Below are 16,705 nucleotides of genomic sequence, written 5' to 3'. Positions count from 1 at the left end.
TCATACCAGCGCGTTGCGTTTGGCCATCTCGATCAGTTCCACCAGCGAGTTGGCCTTGAGTTTCTGCATCAGGCGTTTTTTATAGGTGCTCACGGTTTTATTGCTGAGAAACATGCCGGACGCAATTTCCTTGTTGCTCTTGCCCTGGGCAAACAGTTGCAGAACCATCAGCTCCCGATCATTGACGGTCTTGAACAGTTCCATCTCGCTGTCGCCGCTGTCCTGATGGCGAAGTGGGTTTATTGCCTGGCTGGGGAAATAGTTGTAACCGGAAAGTACCGCCTTGATGGCACTGAGCAACTCGCTGAGGTCCTCCTGCTTGCATACATAACCGCAGGCGCCCGACAACATGCAGCGTGTTGCAAACAGTACGGGTGATTGCGCAGTCAGCACCAGAACCTTCATCGGCACGGCCATGCTGTTGAAGCGCGACAGCACTTCCAGGCCATCCAGCTTGGGGATGCCGATGTCGAGGATGATCAGGTCGGGCACGGTTTCGCGGGTCATCTGCATGGCGTCCACGCCATTGTCGGATTCGCCGGTGACCCGATAACCCTCGTTCTCCAGCAACATGCGTACAGCCAGGCGAATGACGGGATGATCGTCGACAATAAATACGGAGTGCATAATCACCTTCCAGGTAGGGGCCATAAAGAAGCCGCACCATAGCCCAGTTGGAAGGCGTGCACGTAAATAGAGTTGCGCTCAAACTTAATATGGGAAAATTCCTACAATAAGTTGGGCGCAAGGCTACAAATAGTTGATTTTCAAGCGCGCTATAACGTTTTGCGCACTAATCAATACGGCTGCAATCGCCTACGTTACATACGTGGAAGTTGCAGCGTATTGATCGGGTCAACTGCATCAGATCGGGCTTGAACGCCCGGTCATTTCGCGGGCCATTTCGCTGGCATAGCTGTCGGTCATGCCGGCGATGAAGTCGATCATGCGCAGGAAGGCGCTGTGCAATGTGCTGTTGGGGTCGGGCGCATTGTTGCCCAGCAGGTCAAGGATGCGCCGGTGCTTGAACGATGGCGTGCGTCCGCCGTGCTGTTCCAGCGCTGCGCCGCAAAATGCATTGAGCAGAATCTCCAGTGTGGTGTAGGCACCGATTTCATGCAGTGTCTTGCGCTTGTCCTGGAAGATCTTCTTGCGCGCCATGTCCTTGGCCTGCAGCACACAGCGCTTGGCCGGGCCGTGCATGTGCTCGACCAGGTCGCCGTGCAGGGTGCCGGCCAGCAAGGCTTGCTGCTGCTCGACGAATGCCCGTGCGGCGGCGTTGGTCAGGTGCTCGATCGCCTTGCCGCGCAGGATCGCCAGCTTGCGCCGGCGCGAATCCCCGGGGCCCAGCTGGCGGTAGGTTTGCGGCAGGTCGTCACCCACCAGCCCCAGCAGCAGCGCTTCTACCTCGGCGTAGTCGAGCAGCTCCATTTCCAGGCCGTCTTCCAGGTCGATCAGCGCATAGCAGATATCGTCGGCGGCCTCCATCAGGTACACCAGCGGGTGCCGGGCCCAGCGTTGCGGCTCGAGTTGCGGCATGCCCAGCTTGCGTGCGATCTGCTCCAGCAGCGGCAGCTCGCTCTGGTAGCAGCCGAACTTGTGCTTCTTGTAGCCCAGGGCATCGGCGTGGCGGGCGCTCCAGGGGTACTTGAGGTAGGTGCCCAGGGTGGCGTAGGTGAGGCGCGTGCCGCCATCGAACTGGTGATACTCCAGTTGGGTCAACACGCGAAAGCCCTGGGCATTGCCTTCGAAATTGAGGAAGTCGCCCCGTTCGGCATCGCTCATCGCATCCAGCCAGCCGCGTCCGGCGGCCTGCTGGAACCAGTGCCGGATTGCGTCCTCGCCGGAGTGGCCGAACGGCGGGTTGCCGATATCGTGGGCCAGGCAGGCAGACTGCACCACCATGCCCAGGTCGCTGGGCGCGCACCAGTCCGGCAGGCTGTCGCGCAGTGTCTCGCCCACCCGCATGCCCAGCGAGCGGCCCACGCAACTGACCTCCAGCGAGTGGGTCAGGCGCGTGTGGATGTGATCGTTGCTGGTGACCGGGTGTACCTGGGTCTTGCGCCCCAGGCGGCGAAAGGCACCCGAGAAGATGATCCGGTCGTGGTCCTTGTGGAAGGGGCTGCGCCCGAGTTCTTCGGGGCTGTGCAGGGTTTTGCCGAGGCGTTCGCGGGTAAGCAGTGTGTGCCAGTCCAAGGCCGGTTCTCCAGTGCGGGGCAGGCCCCTAGCTTCCCGTGTCCCGGACGTGGCCGCAACCCTCAGAGGCCATCGGCATCCAGGTCGATCAGCAGCAGGCGGCGCCCGTCGTCGAAGAACTGGCCGGCGGTCATGCAGTACTGGTTGGTGGTGGCGTCGCGGTAGGTGCTGGACAGAATCAACCGGCGCTCATCCCAGCCCTCGGCCAGCAGGTGATAAAAGTAGGGCCGCCATGACCAGTTGTGGCCCTGGTAGCCGTTGTTCACGTGCCAGTGCTGGCCGTGCCATTCCAGATTGGGGGTGAGCTGGGTGCCGTGCAGGTCACACAGAAAAAACCGCAGCACCCAAGGGTAGGCGTGCAGGTTCGGCAACTGTTCGACCGAGGCCTTGGCCTGCGCCCAGGCCTGCAGCCGTGGCATCAGTTCGGCCAGTTGCTGGCGGCGCTGCATCAGCCGTGCGCGCTCGTCCAGCTTGGCCTGCACGTAGCGCTCGCGCAGGTGGCCGAAGCGGGTGACGAATGCATCGCTGGCGAAAAAACCGGCCTGGGCCTGGGCGAACAGGTGGCCCTGCAGGTAACGCGCGCCACATTCCAGGGCGAAGTCAAGCTCGGCCTCGTTCTCGACGCCTTCGGCAATGATCCAGCACCCGGTCTTCTCGGCCATCTGGGCCAGGGCCTTGACCACTTCGCTGCTGGGCCCGCCGCGGGCGGCGGCCTGGAACAGGCGCATGTCGAGCTTGAGAATGTCTGGCTGCAGCGCCAGCACCCGGTCCAGCTGCGAGTAGCCGGCGCCGAAATCATCGATGGCGATGCGCGCGCCGGCCTGGCGATAGCGCGTGACCACATCGGCCAGGCGCTGCAGGTCGCCGCCCTGTTCGGTGATCTCGAAGACCACCCGGCGTGGATCGATGCCGTGCTGTCGTACCTGCATCAGGCTGGGCAAGGGTTCGTCGGCAGTCAGCTCGCTGATCCAGCGGGGCGAGATGTTCAGGCTCAGAAACCAGTCGCCCGGTGCCTGGCTGAAGGTTGCCAGGGCCTGGCCACGCAGCGTGCGATCGAGGGTGCGCAGGGCTGCGGTGGGCATTTGCGGGTCAATGAACAGCGGGCCGACCGAGCGCAGCTGGCCGTCGGCCTGAACCAGTCGGCCAAGGGCTTCGATACCGGCGATGCGGCCAGTGGCCGTATCGATGAAGGGTTGATAGCAGGCGAGCGGGTGCCCGTCGTACACGGCGGCTCCTTGTTTTTACGAGACGGCTGGCCGGATGCTCAGCACGGCAAGCCTGCGGCCCGCCACCTCGTATTGCAAGAATGCAGCCAGTTTGCGTTCAGCGCCTTGACTGCATGAACAGGCGTATCAGCGGCGTCAGGCTGCTGCCCACGCCGGCCAGCCGTGTCAGGCTGCCGTTGCGTGCGCCCTTGCCGGTCAGAAAGCCCAGCAGCACCACGGCGCCGATACCCCAGAGGGGTGCGTGCTTGATGCCCAGGCCGCCCTGCAGCCCGCCTTGCAGGGAGTCGCCCACCCCGCGCAGGCGTGTCAGCGGCTTGAGCAGTTGCCCGGATTCGTGGCGGATTTCCTGGCGACGCATTTCCAGGCGAAGGCGTACCAGGGCCTTGCGCAGTTCGCGGCGGTCGGTGGTTTGCGGCAATTCAGGCAGGCTCATGGCAACAGGCGCTCCCGGTCCTTGGCAAGTTCTTCGAGGGTGGCATGGAACGGCGAGGACTCGTCGAACACCGCTGCCTTGAGGCGCAGCCCGCAGAATACCGCCGCCAGGCTGTAGAACACGCACAGGCCGATGATGCCGGCCAGGCGATAACTGTCCCAAAGCAGAATCAGCAGCAGCGCCGACAAGGCCGTCAGCAACAGCAGGGCGAACACCAGGGCCAGCCCGGCGAACAGCAGCAGGCTCAGGGTGCGCGCCTTCTGTTCCTGCAGTTCGATGCCGAACAGTTCGACGTGGCCGTGCAGCAGCCCAAGGATGGCGGCGCCAAGGCGCCGTGAAGACGAGCTGGTGGTTTCGGTTTCCATACCCCGTACCTCAGCGACGACTGGCCAGCAGGCCGATCAGAAAGCCCACGCCAGCGGCGATGCCGACGGATTGCCAGGGGTTGGACTGCACGTAGTCCTCGGTGGCGCTGAGTGCAGCCTGGCTGCGTTCACGTACCGAGTCCTGGGTCTGCTTGAGGGTCTCGCGGGCACGCGACACGCTTTCCTCGATCTGCCTGCGCAACTCGTCGGCCTGATCGCCGGCCAGGGTCGCGGAGTGCTCCAGCAGTTTTTCGGCATCCTGTACCAGGATTTCGAAGTCTGCCTGAAGGATATCTTTTGCAGTTTTGCGGGCCATGGGTCTCTCCGTGTCAAGTGGGCGTCTGGCATTTCGAGTGCCGAGCGCTGCGTAAGGTTCAGTGCAATCGGCAGTGGTACAGCATTTGCCTTGCCTTGGTGCAGCAGGCCGGGCGGCCGCGCCAGATCAGGGCGCGAAACGACGGCCGGTCGATAAACCATAACCCAATCCACGACAAACCCCGGAAAAAACTCCACGTCAGCGCTGCATTCGCGCCCCCGGCCCCCACATGGCGGGCCAGGGTAGTGCGCACGGCAGCCGCTAGCGCCCGGTCAGCAGTCGGGCCTGGCAGGCATCGATGGCGTTGGAGGGGCCGCTCAGCAGCACCGCGTCACCGGCATGCAGGCAGGTATCGGTGGCCAGGGCCACTTCCTCGCCATCGCGCTGCACGGCCTGTACTTCCACCCCGAGCAGGTCCAGGCCCAGCTCGGTCAGCGGGCGACCGCAGGCATAGGCATCAGCGCCCAGGTTGACCGCATGCAGCATGACCTTGGGCAGGCCTTCGCTGTCGACCGGGCTGGTCTGCGCCCCCTGGTAGAACCCGTGCAGCAGGCGATAGCGGCTCTGGCGCACCTCGTCGATACGCTGCTGTACACGCTCCTGGGGTACGCCGAGCATCACCAGGGCATGGGAGGCGAGCATCAGGCTGGACTCCAGCAATTCCGGCACCACCGCCGTGGCACCTGCGGCGCGCAGTTCGTCGCGCAGGCTGTCGTCGCGGGTGCGCACCAGGATCGGCACCTGGGTGTTGAAGTGACGGGCGGCCTTGAGCACGCTCATGGCGACATCGGTCTTGTCCACCGCGATCACCAGCAGCCGGGCACGCTCCAGGCCGATGGCCGCCAGCAGTTCGCCGCGCCGCGAGTCGCCGTAGTGCACGCGCTGCTCGCCGGCGGCGGCCTCCTGCACCCTGACCGGGTCGTCGTCCAGGGCAATGAAGGCCAGCTGTTCGCGCCGCAGGAAGCGCCCGATGGACTGGCCTACCCGGCCATAACCACAGATCAGCACGTGCCCGCTGAGCGAGGCGCTTTGTGCCTGGATCTCTTCGAGTTGCACCTCCTGGTTGGGTTTGCGATGCAGGCGGGCGGCCAGCGCCGGAGCGCCGCGCAGCATCAGCGGGGTGACCAGCATCGAACAGAAGGTGGCGGCCAGCAGCAGGTGCCCGAGGTCTTCGGGCAGCAGGCGGGTCTGTTGCATCTGCGCCATCAGTGCGAAGCAGAACTCGCCGCCCTGGGCCAGGGCCACGCCACTGCGCCAGGCGGTTTCGCTGTCGCTGCCGCGCAGCTTGACCAGCACCGCCACCACCACGCCCTTGATGGCCAGCAGGGCCAGGGTCAGGCCGAGGATTTCCAGGCCGTGGCTGGCAAACAGTTGCAGGTCGATGAGCATGCCGATACTGACAAAGAACAGCCCCAGCAGGATGTCGCGGAAGGGGCGGATATCGGCTTCGATCTGGTGGCGATAGTTGCTTTCGCCCAGCAGCATCCCGGCGAGGAACGCCCCCAGTGCCGGAGACAGCCCCAGCAGGTGGGTAAGCCAGGCGGTCAGCAGCACGATCACCAGCGCCAGCAGCACGAACAGCTCGGCCGAGTGCGAGCGGGCCACCTCGTGGAACAGGCGCGGCAGCAGCCAGCGGTTGGCCAGCAGCAGGCCGATGAACAGGATCACGGTCTTGCCCAGGGTCAGCGGCAGCGCCCAGTACCAGGCCTGGCCGCCCTGGCCGGCGAACACCGGCACCAGGGTCAGCAGCAGTACCGCAATCACGTCCTGGAACAGCAGCACGCCAATGGCGTTCTGGCCGTGGCTGCTGAAGATTTCGCCGAGGCTGGTGAGCTCCTTGCTGACGATGGCGGTGGACGACAGCGCCAGGCCGCCGCCCAGCAGCAGGGCAGCCCCGGCCGGCATGCCAAGCAGCCCCAGCAGGCCGGCCAGCAGCAGCGCCGAGCAGATCACCTGCAGGCTGCCCAGGCCGAAGACCACGCGGCGCAGGGCGAGCATCTTGCTCAGGGAGAATTCAAGGCCCAGGGAAAACAGCAGGAACACCACGCCCATTTCGGCGAGGTCGGGCAGTTCTTCGCTTTCATTGACCCAGTCCAGGGCGGTGGGGCCGACGAACAGGCCGACGCACAGGTAGCCCAGCACGGGGGGCAGTTGCAGGCGCCGGAAAATGGCGATGACCACCAGTGACGAGGCCAGGATGATCAGCAGGTTGGCAAACACTCAATACACTCCATTGCAATGCCGACGGGCGCGAAAAAATTTGTCAGTCTACAGCGCTCGAGGCCACGCAGGCTGACCCAGGTCAGTCGTTGGTGTCTCGACCCGCCAGGTGTACGGGCCTAGAATACGGGTCCGCTTTTCACGTTTCACGGTACTTCCCATGCTTCCTGAAACTCAACTGCTCGGCACCCTGGGCTGTCACCTGTGCGAGGTGGCCGAGGCCATTCTGATGCCGCTTGTCGAGCACGGGCTGCTGGTCGAGCTGGTCGATATTGCCGATGATCCGGCCGATGTCGAGCGCTACGGCCTGCTGATTCCGGTGCTGCGTCGCTGTGACTCCGGTGCCGAGCTGCTCTGGCCGTTCGATACCGAGCAGGTGGTCGCGTTTCTGAGCTGAGCTTCGCCAGCGGGGTGTTCACATGCCGATGCACAATCTGTGATGCAACGGCGCAGGTGCTGTTGGAGAATCGCCAGCGCAGCATACACCCGTGACGAAGTCTCATCCGCCAAGGAGTGGCGAACCATGCACCTGAGTCCGCATTTCACACTGGAAGAACTGACCGCTTCCGAAACTGCCCGGCGTGAAGGCCTGACCAACCAGCCCGGCCCCGATGCCCTGGCCAACCTGCGCCGTCTGAGCCAGACCCTGGAGCAGGTACGCAGCCTGCTCGGGCATCCCATCCGCGTCAACAGTGCCTACCGCAGCAACGAGCTCAACCGTCGTGTCGGCGGGGTGAGCGGCAGTGCGCATACCCTCGGGCTGGCAGCCGATATCAGCGTGGCGGCGCTTTCACCCCTGGTGGTGGCGCAACGTATCCTGGACAGCGGTCTGGCGTTCGACCAGCTCATTCTGGAGTTCGACCGCTGGGTTCACCTGGCCATCGCCGAAGGGGCAGGGCGCAAGCAGGTGCTGACGGTGCGCGAGGGTACCGGCTACCTGCCGGGGTTGCAGTGAGTACTGTTCATTCATACACTGTATGCAAATACAGTAATCGGGTGAGCGCTTGCGCCAGAGGGGCCGGACGATGGTCAACGTCGAACAATTGAAATACAGCGTCAACCGCATGGCTGTCGAACAGGTGCGCGAGGCCGTGCTCGAATTGCGCCTCGATGGCCTGGTCACCGAGGGCAAGACCCCTTTCAGCAAGATCCACTTCAACACCTGCTTTGCCGAGATAGAGGCATTGTTCCAGCGCGCCGGTTACCACCGGGCGCTGGATGTGGTCGGTTATCAGGGCCTGATGTATGCGTTGTACGATCCGGGCCGCTGGGAGGCGGTGGATGTGCTGCGCTGGCTCAAGGAGTTTACCGAGGCTGCGGCAACCCGGGCTGGCTGAGCCGGCAGGCATGCCGGATAATGGACGGCCCCCAACTGGCGAGCATGTCCATGAGTGTCCCTTTCGATCCGGCCCAGCACCAGGCCAGCACTGTCTGCCTGCCACCGGGCAGTTGGGCCACCGTGCTCGACTGCCTGTGCGACCACTTCAAGGCGATCAGCCGTGAACAATGGCTCGATCGCATCGCCCGTGGGCGGGTGCTGGATGCCCAGGGCGCGCCGATTGACGTGGGCCTTGCCTACAAGCCAGGCCTGCGTATCCACTATTTTCGCGAAGTACCCAACGAAAAGCCGATCCCGGTGCAGGAGCATATCCTGCACGTCGACGAGCACCTGGTGGTGGCCGACAAACCGCACTTTCTGCCGGTGACGCCCACTGGCGAATATGTCGAACACACGTTGCTGCGCCGTTTGATTCGCCGGCTCGACAACCCGCACCTGGTGCCATTGCACCGCATCGACCGGCACACGGCGGGCCTGGTGCTGTTCTCGGCCAACCCGCAAAGCCGTTCGGCCTATCAGCAGCTGTTTCCCACCCTACAGATCGACAAGCACTACCAGGCCATTGCCCGCGCCTTGCCGCAGCTGGAGTTCCCGCGGGTGCACAAGAGCCGACTGGTCAATGGCGAGCCGTTCTTTCGCATGCAGGAGGTGCCCGGCGTCAGCAACAGCGAAACCATTGCCCGGGTTCTGGAAAAAAACGGCGAGTGGTGGCGCTACGGCCTGTCACCGGTCACCGGCAAGACCCACCAGTTGCGGGTGCACATGACGGCGCTGGGGGCGAGTATCTGCAATGATCCGTTCTACCCGCAGATCGTGCAGGGCCCCGATGACTACGCAAGGCCACTCAAGCTGCTGGCCCACAACCTGCGCTTCAACGACCCGCTCGATGGGCAGGAGCGCTACTTCGAAAGCCGGCTGACACTGGACTGGTAGACCGCTGTGGGCGCACAACCAGAGGTTGTGCGCCACCGGGTCAACGGTTGAAGCGCTCCACCAGGGAATACTGGGTGGTGGCGGTGAGGGTCAGTTCCTCGCTGAGCAGCGCCGAATGCTGGGCCTGCTCGGAGGTCTGGTCGGCAAGCTGGGCGATGGTGCTGATGTTGCGGCTGATTTCATCGGCCACTGCGGTCTGCTCTTCGGTAGCGGCGGCAATCTGCGTGGTCATGTCGGTGATGTTGGCCACCGCCTCGCTGATGCCCACCAGCGCCTGGTCGGCTTCCATCACCCGTGCCACACCTTCCTCGGCCTGGCGATGGCCGGTTTCCATGGTCTGTACGGCATTGCTGGCGGTTTGCTGGAGCTTGGCGATCAGGCCGTGGATCTGCCCGGTCGATTCACTGGTGCGCTGCGCCAGCTGACGCACTTCGTCGGCCACTACGGCGAAGCCGCGGCCCATTTCACCGGCGCGTGCCGCTTCGATGGCGGCGTTGAGCGCCAGCAGGTTGGTCTGGTCGGCAATGCCCTTGATCACATCGACCACGCCACCAATCTCGTCGCTGTCGCGGGCCAGCTGGGTCACGGTCAGGCCGGTTTCGCCCACGGCAGCCGACAGACGCTGGATCGCATCGCGGGTTTCGCCGGCGATATCGCGGCCGCGCCCGGTCAGGCGGTTGGCTTCCTGGGTGGCATCGGCGGTGCGCTGCACGTGGTTGGCCACTTCCTGGGTGGTGGCGGCCATCTGGTTGACGGCAGCGGCCACCTGCTCGGTCTCCACGCGCTGGCGCTCCAGGCCCGAGGAGCTGTTGTGGGCCAGGGTGTCGGACTGGCGCGCCTGCTCGTTGAGGTGCTCGGCGGTGTCCTGCAGGCGGGTCAGGCAGGTCTTGAGGCGCGCGTCCTGGCTGAGCATGGCCATTTCCAGGCGAGCCTGCACGCCGCGGCTGTCGGTGTACATCTGCGCGATCAGCGGGTCGGAGGTGGTCTGTTCGGCCAGGCGCAGCAGGCGCTTGAGGCCACGCTGCTGCCAGCTCAGGCCCAGCAGCCCCAGCGGTACCGACAGGGCGGCCGCCACGGCGAAGCCCCAGGAGTGGCCCAGCCAGCTGCCGATCAGGAAGCCGACCTGGCTGACCAGGATGAACGGCAGCCAGTCCTGCAGTACCGGCAGCCAGCGGTCGCGGCGCGGAATGGGTGGCTTGCCCTGATTGATGCGGTGATACAGCGCCTCGGCGCGACGGATCTGTTCGGCGCTGGGCTTGACCCGCACCGACTCGTAGCCGACTACCTGGTTGTTCTCGAAGATGGGGGTGACGTAGGCGTTGACCCAGTAATGATCACCCGACTTGCAGCGGTTCTTGACGATGCCCATCCACGGCAGGCCCTGCTTGAGCGTACTCCACATATGCGCAAACACAGCCGGCGGCACATCCGGGTGCCGGACCAGGTTGTGTGGCGCACGAATGAGCTCCTCCCGCGAAAAGCCGCTGATCTCGACGAAGGCATCGTTGCAGTAGGTGATCACACCCTTGGCATCGGTGGTCGATATCAGACGTTGTTGGGCAGGGAAAGTCCGTTCGCGCTGGGTAATCGGCTGATTGTTACGCATAAGCTGTTCTATCCGGAAGGCTTTCGTGGTGTATCGGCAGACAGGCGTTTTTATTGAATGGATATTTAAAGAATATTGATCCGGCTCAAGGTGCCTTAGCTGTTCGTGTTGTAGTTGAAAGGCTGCAAAGTCAAGCAACTTGTTTGCATTCTTTCATATATTTGTCATGTTAGTCAGCTAGTGACCTGGTGTTCACGCGGGGGCAGGTAGCGGGCGGGCAACGCCGCACAGTGCCTCTGGTTCAGGTCGAACTCAGTGGCCACACGGCGGGCCAATGCAGGCCCGGCGCAACGGCGCCGGGCCTGCTTCAGGCTAGCTCGCGATCAACTGGCGCAGCACGTAGTGCAGAATGCCGCCAGCCTTGAAGTACTCCACTTCGTTGAGCGTATCGATGCGGCACAGTACCTGGATCTGCTGCGTCGATGCGTCTTCGCGGGTGATGCGCAGGGTCAGCGTCATGCGTGGCTGCACCTGGGTCTGGCTGAGGCCGAGAATGTCGATGCGCTCATGGCCGGTCAGCCCCAGGGTCTTGCGCGTCTGGCCCTCGGCGAACTGCAGGGGCAGCACGCCCATGCCCACCAGGTTGGAGCGGTGGATACGCTCGAAGCTTTCGGCCAGTACCGCCTTGACCCCCAGCAGGTTGGTGCCCTTGGCGGCCCAGTCGCGGCTGGAACCGGTGCCGTATTCCTGCCCGGCGATCACCACCAGTGGTGTACCTTCGTCCTTGTAGCGCATGGCCGCGTCATAGATCGCCAGCTTCTCGGCGCTGGGCACATGCACCGTGTTGCCGCCTTCCTCGCCACCGAGCATCTCGTTGCGGATGCGGATGTTGGCGAAGGTGCCGCGCATCATGACCTCATGGTTGCCGCGACGCGAGCCGTAGGAGTTGAAGTCCCGCGGCTCCACGCCCTTGTCGCGCAGGTAGCGTCCGGCCGGGCTGTCGGCCTTGATGTTGCCGGCGGGCGAGATGTGGTCGGTGGTCACCGAATCGCCCAGCAGCGCGAGTATCCGGGCGCCGTGGATGTCTTCGATGACCGGCAGCGGGCCGGTGATGTCGTCGAAGAATGGCGGATGCTGGATGTAGGTGGAGTCCTCCTGCCACACATAGGTCGCTGCCTGCGGCACCTCGATGGCCTGCCACTGTGCGTCGCCGGCAAATACCTCGGCATACTCCTTGTGGAACATCGCGGTATCGACCTTGGCCACGGCTTCGGCGATTTCCTGCTGGCTGGGCCAGATGTCGCGCAGGTACACCGGCTTGCCGTCCTTGCCCAGGCCCAGAGCCTCGCTGGACAGGTCGACGCGCACGCTGCCGGCCAGGGCGTAGGCCACCACCAGCGGCGGCGACGCCAGCCAGTTGGTCTTGACCAGCGGGTGTACCCGGCCTTCGAAGTTGCGGTTGCCCGACAGTACCGAGGCGACGGTAAGGTCGGCCTGGGTGATGGCCTTTTCGATCGGCTCGGCCAGCGGGCCGGAGTTGCCGATGCAGGTGGTGCAGCCGTAGCCGACCAGGTCGAAGCCCAGGGCATCCAGATAAGGGGTCAGCCCGGCCGCCTTGTAGTAGTCGGTCACCACCTTGGAGCCGGGGGCCAGTGAGGTCTTGACCCAGGGCTTGCGCTGCAGGCCCTTTTCCACGGCCTTCTTGGCCACCAGCCCGGCAGCCATCATCACGCTGGGGTTGGAGGTGTTGGTGCAGGAGGTGATCGCGGCGATCACCACGGCACCGTCCTTGAGCAGGTGATTGGCGCCCTCGTGCTCGTATTCGATTTCGCCGGCCTGGTCGGCATTGCCCACCGCGACGCCGCCGCCCCCTTCACTTTCCAGGCGCCCGACCTCCTTGGTCGACACCTTCAGTTGCAAGCCGATGAAGTTGTTGAATGCCTGGGCCACCTGGGACAGCGCCACACGGTCCTGCGGGCGCTTGGGCCCGGCCAGGCTGGCTTCGACTTCGTCCATGTCCAGTGCCAGGGTGTCGGTGAACACCGGCTCCTGGCCCGCCTCGCGCCACAGACCCTGGGCCTTGCAGTAGGCCTCCACCAGTTGCACGGTGGCGGCGGGGCGACCGGACAGGCGCAGGTAGTCCAGGGTCACGTCGTCCACCGGGAAGAAACCGCACGTGGCGCCGTACTCCGGCGCCATGTTGGCAATGGTCGCGCGGTCGGCCAGGGGCAACTGGGCCAGGCCGTCGCCGTAGAACTCGACGAATTTGCCCACCACGCCCTTCTTGCGCAGCATCTGCGTCACGGTCAGCACCAGGTCGGTGGCGGTGATGCCTTCGCGCAGCTTGCCGGTCAGCTTGAACCCGATCACCTCGGGGATCAGCATCGACACCGGCTGGCCGAGCATGGCCGCCTCTGCCTCGATACCGCCCACGCCCCAGCCCAGCACGCCCAGGCCGTTGATCATGGTGGTGTGCGAGTCGGTGCCGACCAGGGTGTCGGGGAAGGCATAGGTGCGTCCGTCTTCCTCGCGGGTCCACACGGTGCGGCCCAGGTACTCCAGGTTGACCTGGTGACAGATGCCAGTGCCCGGCGGCACTACGCTGAAGTTGTCGAAGGCGTTCTGGCCCCAGCGCAGGAACGCATAGCGTTCGCCGTTGCGCTGCATCTCGATGTCGACGTTCTCGCCGAAGGCCTGTGCGGTGGCGTAGCGATCGACCATCACCGAGTGGTCGATCACCAGGTCGACCGGGGAAAGCGGGTTGATGCGCTGCGGATCGCCGCCGGCCTTGGCCATGGCGGCGCGCATGGCGGCCAGGTCGACCACGGCGGGCACGCCGGTGAAGTCTTGCATCAGCACCCGTGCCGGGCGGTACTGGATCTCGCGGTCCGAGCGGCGCTGCTGCAGCCATTCGGCCAGGGCGTGCAGGTCCTGGCCGGTGACGGTCTTGCCGTCTTCCCAGCGCAGCAGGTTTTCCAGCAGCACCTTGAGCGACATCGGCAGGCGCTGCAGGTCGCCGAGGCTGCGGGCGGCCTCGGTCAGGCTGTAGTAATGGTATTCACGGTTCTCCACCGTCAGGGTCTTGAGGGTTTTCAGGCTGTCGAGCGAGGGCATCTGCCAACTCCTTCTGCGTCGGTGCCTGGCAATCATCCTTGCAGTCGCCAGTTCACCGCCTCTGTGACGGTCCGCACGGCACGGACCTGGCTAAGCGGTCAGGTTAGCCCTGTTTGGCGGACCTGACCATGTACTGGACCGGCGGGGCGTGTCGCCAGTTCCTAAACTGCTTTATCATTCGCCGATTTGCCGTGTGCAGGTGTTGCGCCCGGTCAGGGTTGGCGTGCAGGCCAGCCGTTCTGGAGTAGTTGATGAATACCCTGTTTATGCATTGCCGGCCCGGTTTCGAGGGTGAAGTGTGCGCCGAGATCGCCGAGCATGCCGCACGCCTGGGGGTTGCTGGTTATGCCAAGGGCAAGCCGCAGAGCGCCTGTGCCGAGTTCGTGTGCAACGACGCCGAGGGCGCCGAGCGCCTGATGCGCGAGCTGCGTTTCAAGCAGCTGATATTCCCGCGCCAGTGGGCCCGCGGCAGCTTCGTCGAGTTGCCCGAAACCGACCGTATCAGCGTGCTGCTCGAGCACCTGGCCGCCTACCCGGTGTGTGGCAGCGTGTGGCTGGAGGTGATGGACACCAATGACGGCAAAGAGCTGTCTACCTTCTGCCGCAAGTTCGAGGCGCCGTTGTGCAAGGCCTTGAACAAGGCTGGCCGGCTGGTTGACGACCCGGCCAGGCCGCGTCTGCTGCTGACCTTCGTCAGTGGCCGGCGCGTGTTCGTGGGCCTGGCCGCAGCGGACAACTCGGCGATGTGGCCGATGGGCATCCCGCGCCTGAAGTTTCCGCGCGAGGCGCCGAGCCGTTCGACCCTCAAGCTCGAGGAGGCCTGGCACCATTTCATCCCGCGTGAGCAGTGGGAGCAGCGCCTGTCGGGCGACATGACCGGGGTCGACCTGGGCGCCGCGCCGGGTGGCTGGACCTACCAGCTGGTCAAGCGCGGCATGCTGGTGACCGCGATCGACAACGGGCCGATGGCCGAGAGCCTGATGGATACCGGGCTGGTGCAGCACCTGATGGCCGACGGGTTTACCTACAAGCCCAGGCAGACCGTGGACTGGATGGTGTGCGACATTGTCGAGAAGCCGGCGCGCAGCGCAGCGCTGCTGGAAACCTGGCTGGGGGAAGGGCTGTGCCGCGAGGCAGTGGTCAACCTCAAGCTGCCGATGAAGCAGCGCTATGCCGAGGTGCGGCGGCTGCTCGAGCGTATCGAGGACGGATTCAAGGCGCGCAAGGTCAAGGTGTCGATCGGCTGCAAGCAGCTGTATCACGACCGTGAAGAGGTGACGTGTCACCTGCGTCGTCTGGATCTGAAACCGCGTTGAGGCCTTCGCCGGCAAGGCCTTCAATCAACATCGAACAACCGCTGACCCCGGAGTACCTGATGACCGACCTCACCCCCGACGCCACCCTGGATGCCACCGGCCTCAACTGCCCCGAGCCGGTCATGATGCTGCACCAGCACATCCGCGACCTGGCGCCCGGCGGCCTGCTCAAGGTGATTGCCACCGACCCCTCGACCCGCCGCGACATCCCCAAGTTCTGTGTGTTTCTGGACCATGAACTGGTGCAGCAGCAGGAAGATGCCGGCACCTACCTGTACTGGATCCGCAAGAAGCTCGCCTAACCCCGGCGCTGCTGGCGGATGCGCTTGCGTGCGCTGCGCGCCAGGCGCACCGACAGCATCAGCGCCGCACAGGTCAGCCCCACGATAAGGCCTTCCCATAGCCCGCTGGGGCCGCTGGCCGGCCCGAAGTGGTCGGTAAGCCCCAGCAGGTAGCCCACCGGCAGGCCGATGCCCCAATAGGCGAACAGGGTCAGGATCATGGTCACGCGGGTGTCCTGATAGCCGCGCAAGGCGCCGGCCGCAGTCACCTGGATCGCGTCCGAGAACTGGAACAGCGCCGAATACACGATCAGCATCGAGGCGATCTGGATCACCGCCAGGTCCGTGGTGTAGATGCTGGCGATAGGCTCGCGCAGCAACAGCATCAGGCTGGCCGAAAAGCAGGCGTAGGCCAGCGCCGTACCCATGCCCACCCCGGCGGCAAAGCGCGCCTGGCGCGGGTCGCCGGCACCGATGGCCTGGCCGACCCGCACGGTTACCGCCATGCCCAGCGAGTACGGGATCATGAACACCAGCGAACTCACGTTCAGGGCGATCTGGTGCCCGGCCACCACGGTGGAGCCCAGGCTGCCGATCAACAGGGCGATCACGCCGAAGATGCTCGATTCGGCGAACACCGCGATGCCGATCGGCAGGCCGACCGTGAGCAGGCGCTTGATCACCGACCATTGCGGCCAGTCGAAACGGGCGAACACCTGGGCCTGGCGATAGGCCGCTGCACGGCCGACCCACAGCGCCATGGCCAGGGCCATGAACCACATCACGATGCCGCTGGCCCAGCCGCAGCCCACGCCGCCCATGGCTGGCACGCCCAGGTGGCCGTAGATGAACACGTAGTTCAGCGGGATGTTTAGCATCAGCCCGCTCAGCCCGATCACCATGCTCGGCCGGGTGCGGCCCAGGCCGTCGCTGCTGCAGCGCAGCACGTAGTACAGCGCCACCGCCGGCAGGCCGAAGGCGATGCCTTGCAGGTAGCCCATGCACGGTGCGATCAGTTCCGGGTCGACCTTCATCAGGTGCAGTACCGGCACGGCGCTGAGCAGCAGGCCGCAACCGCCCAGGCCGACCACGCCGGCCAGCCACAGGGCCTGGCGCACCAGCGGGCCGATCTCGGCATGCTGACCGGCACCGAAGCGCTGCGCCACCTTGGGCGTGGTGGCCAGCAGGATGCCGGTCATCAGCAAAAACACCGGTACCCAGATCGAGTTGCCCAGGGCAACCGCTGCCAGGTCGCGCGGGCCGACCCGGCCAGCCATCACGGCATCCACGAAGCCCATGGCGGTGGTGGCCAGCTGGGCGATGATGATCGGCGTGGCCAACTGCAGCAGTCTGCGTACTTCAGTGCCGACCCTGGCTGGGCGGGAGAGGCGGGTGGTAGCGGTGTTCGACTGTGTCACGG

Annotated in this window: 16 protein-coding genes; 6 read left to right on the top strand and 10 right to left on the bottom strand. The window is 64.8% G+C overall.

From position 1 onward, the window contains the following. The 7 genes from CR917_RS18565 to CR917_RS18535 all read right to left on the bottom strand — a co-directional run bounded on the left by CR917_RS18565 (position 1) and on the right by CR917_RS18535 (position 6,756). Positions 1–627 (bottom strand): response regulator transcription factor, encoded by a 627-nt coding sequence (locus CR917_RS18565; protein WP_043864602.1) that lies wholly within the window; start codon positions 625–627, stop codon positions 1–3. 237 nt (positions 628–864) lie between these two features. Continuing rightward, positions 865–2,196, bottom strand: a complete 1,332-nt coding sequence (locus CR917_RS18560) for a deoxyguanosinetriphosphate triphosphohydrolase (protein ID WP_054916205.1) — start codon at positions 2,194–2,196, stop codon at positions 865–867. A 62-nt stretch (positions 2,197–2,258) separates the two neighbouring features. Beyond that, a complete protein-coding gene (locus CR917_RS18555; RefSeq protein ID WP_104572774.1) occupies positions 2,259–3,422 on the bottom strand; it encodes an EAL domain-containing protein in 1,164 nt (387 codons plus the stop codon). A gap of 97 nt (positions 3,423–3,519) precedes the next feature. After that, on the bottom strand, positions 3,520–3,855 hold the full coding sequence (locus CR917_RS18550) for a hypothetical protein (protein WP_043864599.1): 336 nt from the start codon (positions 3,853–3,855) through the stop codon (positions 3,520–3,522). Further along, the gene (locus CR917_RS18545) at positions 3,852–4,220 is read right to left on the bottom strand and encodes a phage holin family protein (RefSeq protein WP_104572773.1); all 369 of its coding nucleotides are present in this window, start codon (positions 4,218–4,220) and stop codon (positions 3,852–3,854) included. The genes CR917_RS18550 and CR917_RS18545 overlap by 4 nt, the downstream gene beginning before the upstream one ends. Before the next feature lie 10 nt (positions 4,221–4,230). Then, complete coding sequence (locus CR917_RS18540; RefSeq protein ID WP_043864597.1) at positions 4,231–4,536, bottom strand: YqjD family protein; 306 nt, start codon at positions 4,534–4,536, stop codon at positions 4,231–4,233. A gap of 261 nt (positions 4,537–4,797) precedes the next feature. After that, positions 4,798–6,756: a monovalent cation:proton antiporter family protein gene (locus tag CR917_RS18535; protein ID WP_043864596.1), complete on the bottom strand. Its 1,959-nt coding sequence runs from the start codon at positions 6,754–6,756 to the stop codon at positions 4,798–4,800. Between the two features lie 160 nt (positions 6,757–6,916). Between CR917_RS18535 and CR917_RS18530 the strand changes: the two genes are divergently transcribed. The 4 genes from CR917_RS18530 (at position 6,917) to CR917_RS18515 (ending at position 9,028) form a co-directional block, all read left to right on the top strand. Next, positions 6,917–7,153, top strand: coding sequence for a glutaredoxin family protein (locus tag CR917_RS18530; protein ID WP_043864595.1), 237 nt, complete (start codon positions 6,917–6,919; stop codon positions 7,151–7,153). A gap of 126 nt (positions 7,154–7,279) precedes the next feature. After that, positions 7,280–7,711, top strand: a complete 432-nt coding sequence (locus CR917_RS18525) for a D-Ala-D-Ala carboxypeptidase family metallohydrolase (RefSeq protein WP_058541337.1) — start codon at positions 7,280–7,282, stop codon at positions 7,709–7,711. A gap of 70 nt (positions 7,712–7,781) precedes the next feature. Beyond that, positions 7,782–8,093, top strand: a complete 312-nt coding sequence (locus CR917_RS18520) for a hypothetical protein (protein ID WP_043864594.1) — start codon at positions 7,782–7,784, stop codon at positions 8,091–8,093. A 50-nt stretch (positions 8,094–8,143) separates the two neighbouring features. After that, positions 8,144–9,028 carry a pseudouridine synthase gene (locus tag CR917_RS18515; protein ID WP_104573195.1) on the top strand — a complete coding sequence of 295 codons (885 nt, stop codon included), beginning with the start codon at positions 8,144–8,146 and terminating at the stop codon, positions 9,026–9,028. A 40-nt stretch (positions 9,029–9,068) separates the two neighbouring features. On the opposite strand, the gene CR917_RS18510 is transcribed toward CR917_RS18515, so the two are convergent. Both CR917_RS18510 and acnA read right to left on the bottom strand, forming a co-directional pair. Then, positions 9,069–10,634 carry a PAS domain-containing methyl-accepting chemotaxis protein gene (locus tag CR917_RS18510; protein ID WP_043864593.1) on the bottom strand — a complete coding sequence of 522 codons (1,566 nt, stop codon included), beginning with the start codon at positions 10,632–10,634 and terminating at the stop codon, positions 9,069–9,071. A gap of 312 nt (positions 10,635–10,946) precedes the next feature. Continuing rightward, positions 10,947–13,688 carry an aconitate hydratase AcnA gene (acnA, locus tag CR917_RS18505; protein ID WP_100633159.1) on the bottom strand — a complete coding sequence of 914 codons (2,742 nt, stop codon included), beginning with the start codon at positions 13,686–13,688 and terminating at the stop codon, positions 10,947–10,949. 251 nt (positions 13,689–13,939) lie between these two features. Here acnA and rlmM point away from each other — a divergent pair, with 251 nt between their 5' ends. Then, entirely contained in the window at positions 13,940–15,004 is a 1,065-nt protein-coding gene (rlmM, locus tag CR917_RS18500) for a 23S rRNA (cytidine(2498)-2'-O)-methyltransferase RlmM (RefSeq protein ID WP_058541336.1), read from the top strand. 59 nt (positions 15,005–15,063) lie between these two features. After that, positions 15,064–15,306 (top strand): sulfurtransferase TusA, encoded by a 243-nt coding sequence (gene tusA / locus CR917_RS18495; protein WP_043864590.1) that lies wholly within the window; start codon positions 15,064–15,066, stop codon positions 15,304–15,306. Here tusA and CR917_RS18490 read toward each other — a convergent pair. Then, entirely contained in the window at positions 15,303–16,703 is a 1,401-nt protein-coding gene (locus CR917_RS18490) for an MATE family efflux transporter (protein WP_256589719.1), read from the bottom strand. The two genes, tusA and CR917_RS18490, sit on opposite strands and share 4 nt — an antisense overlap. Between the last annotated feature and the right edge of the window lie 2 nt (positions 16,704–16,705).

Origin of the sequence: Pseudomonas sp. BRM28 (assembly GCF_002939405.1) — a bacterium.
In the GTDB taxonomy this organism is placed as follows: Bacteria; Pseudomonadota; Gammaproteobacteria; order Pseudomonadales; family Pseudomonadaceae; genus Aquipseudomonas; species Aquipseudomonas palmensis.
This window is presented reverse-complemented; position numbering and strand designations above follow the sequence as displayed.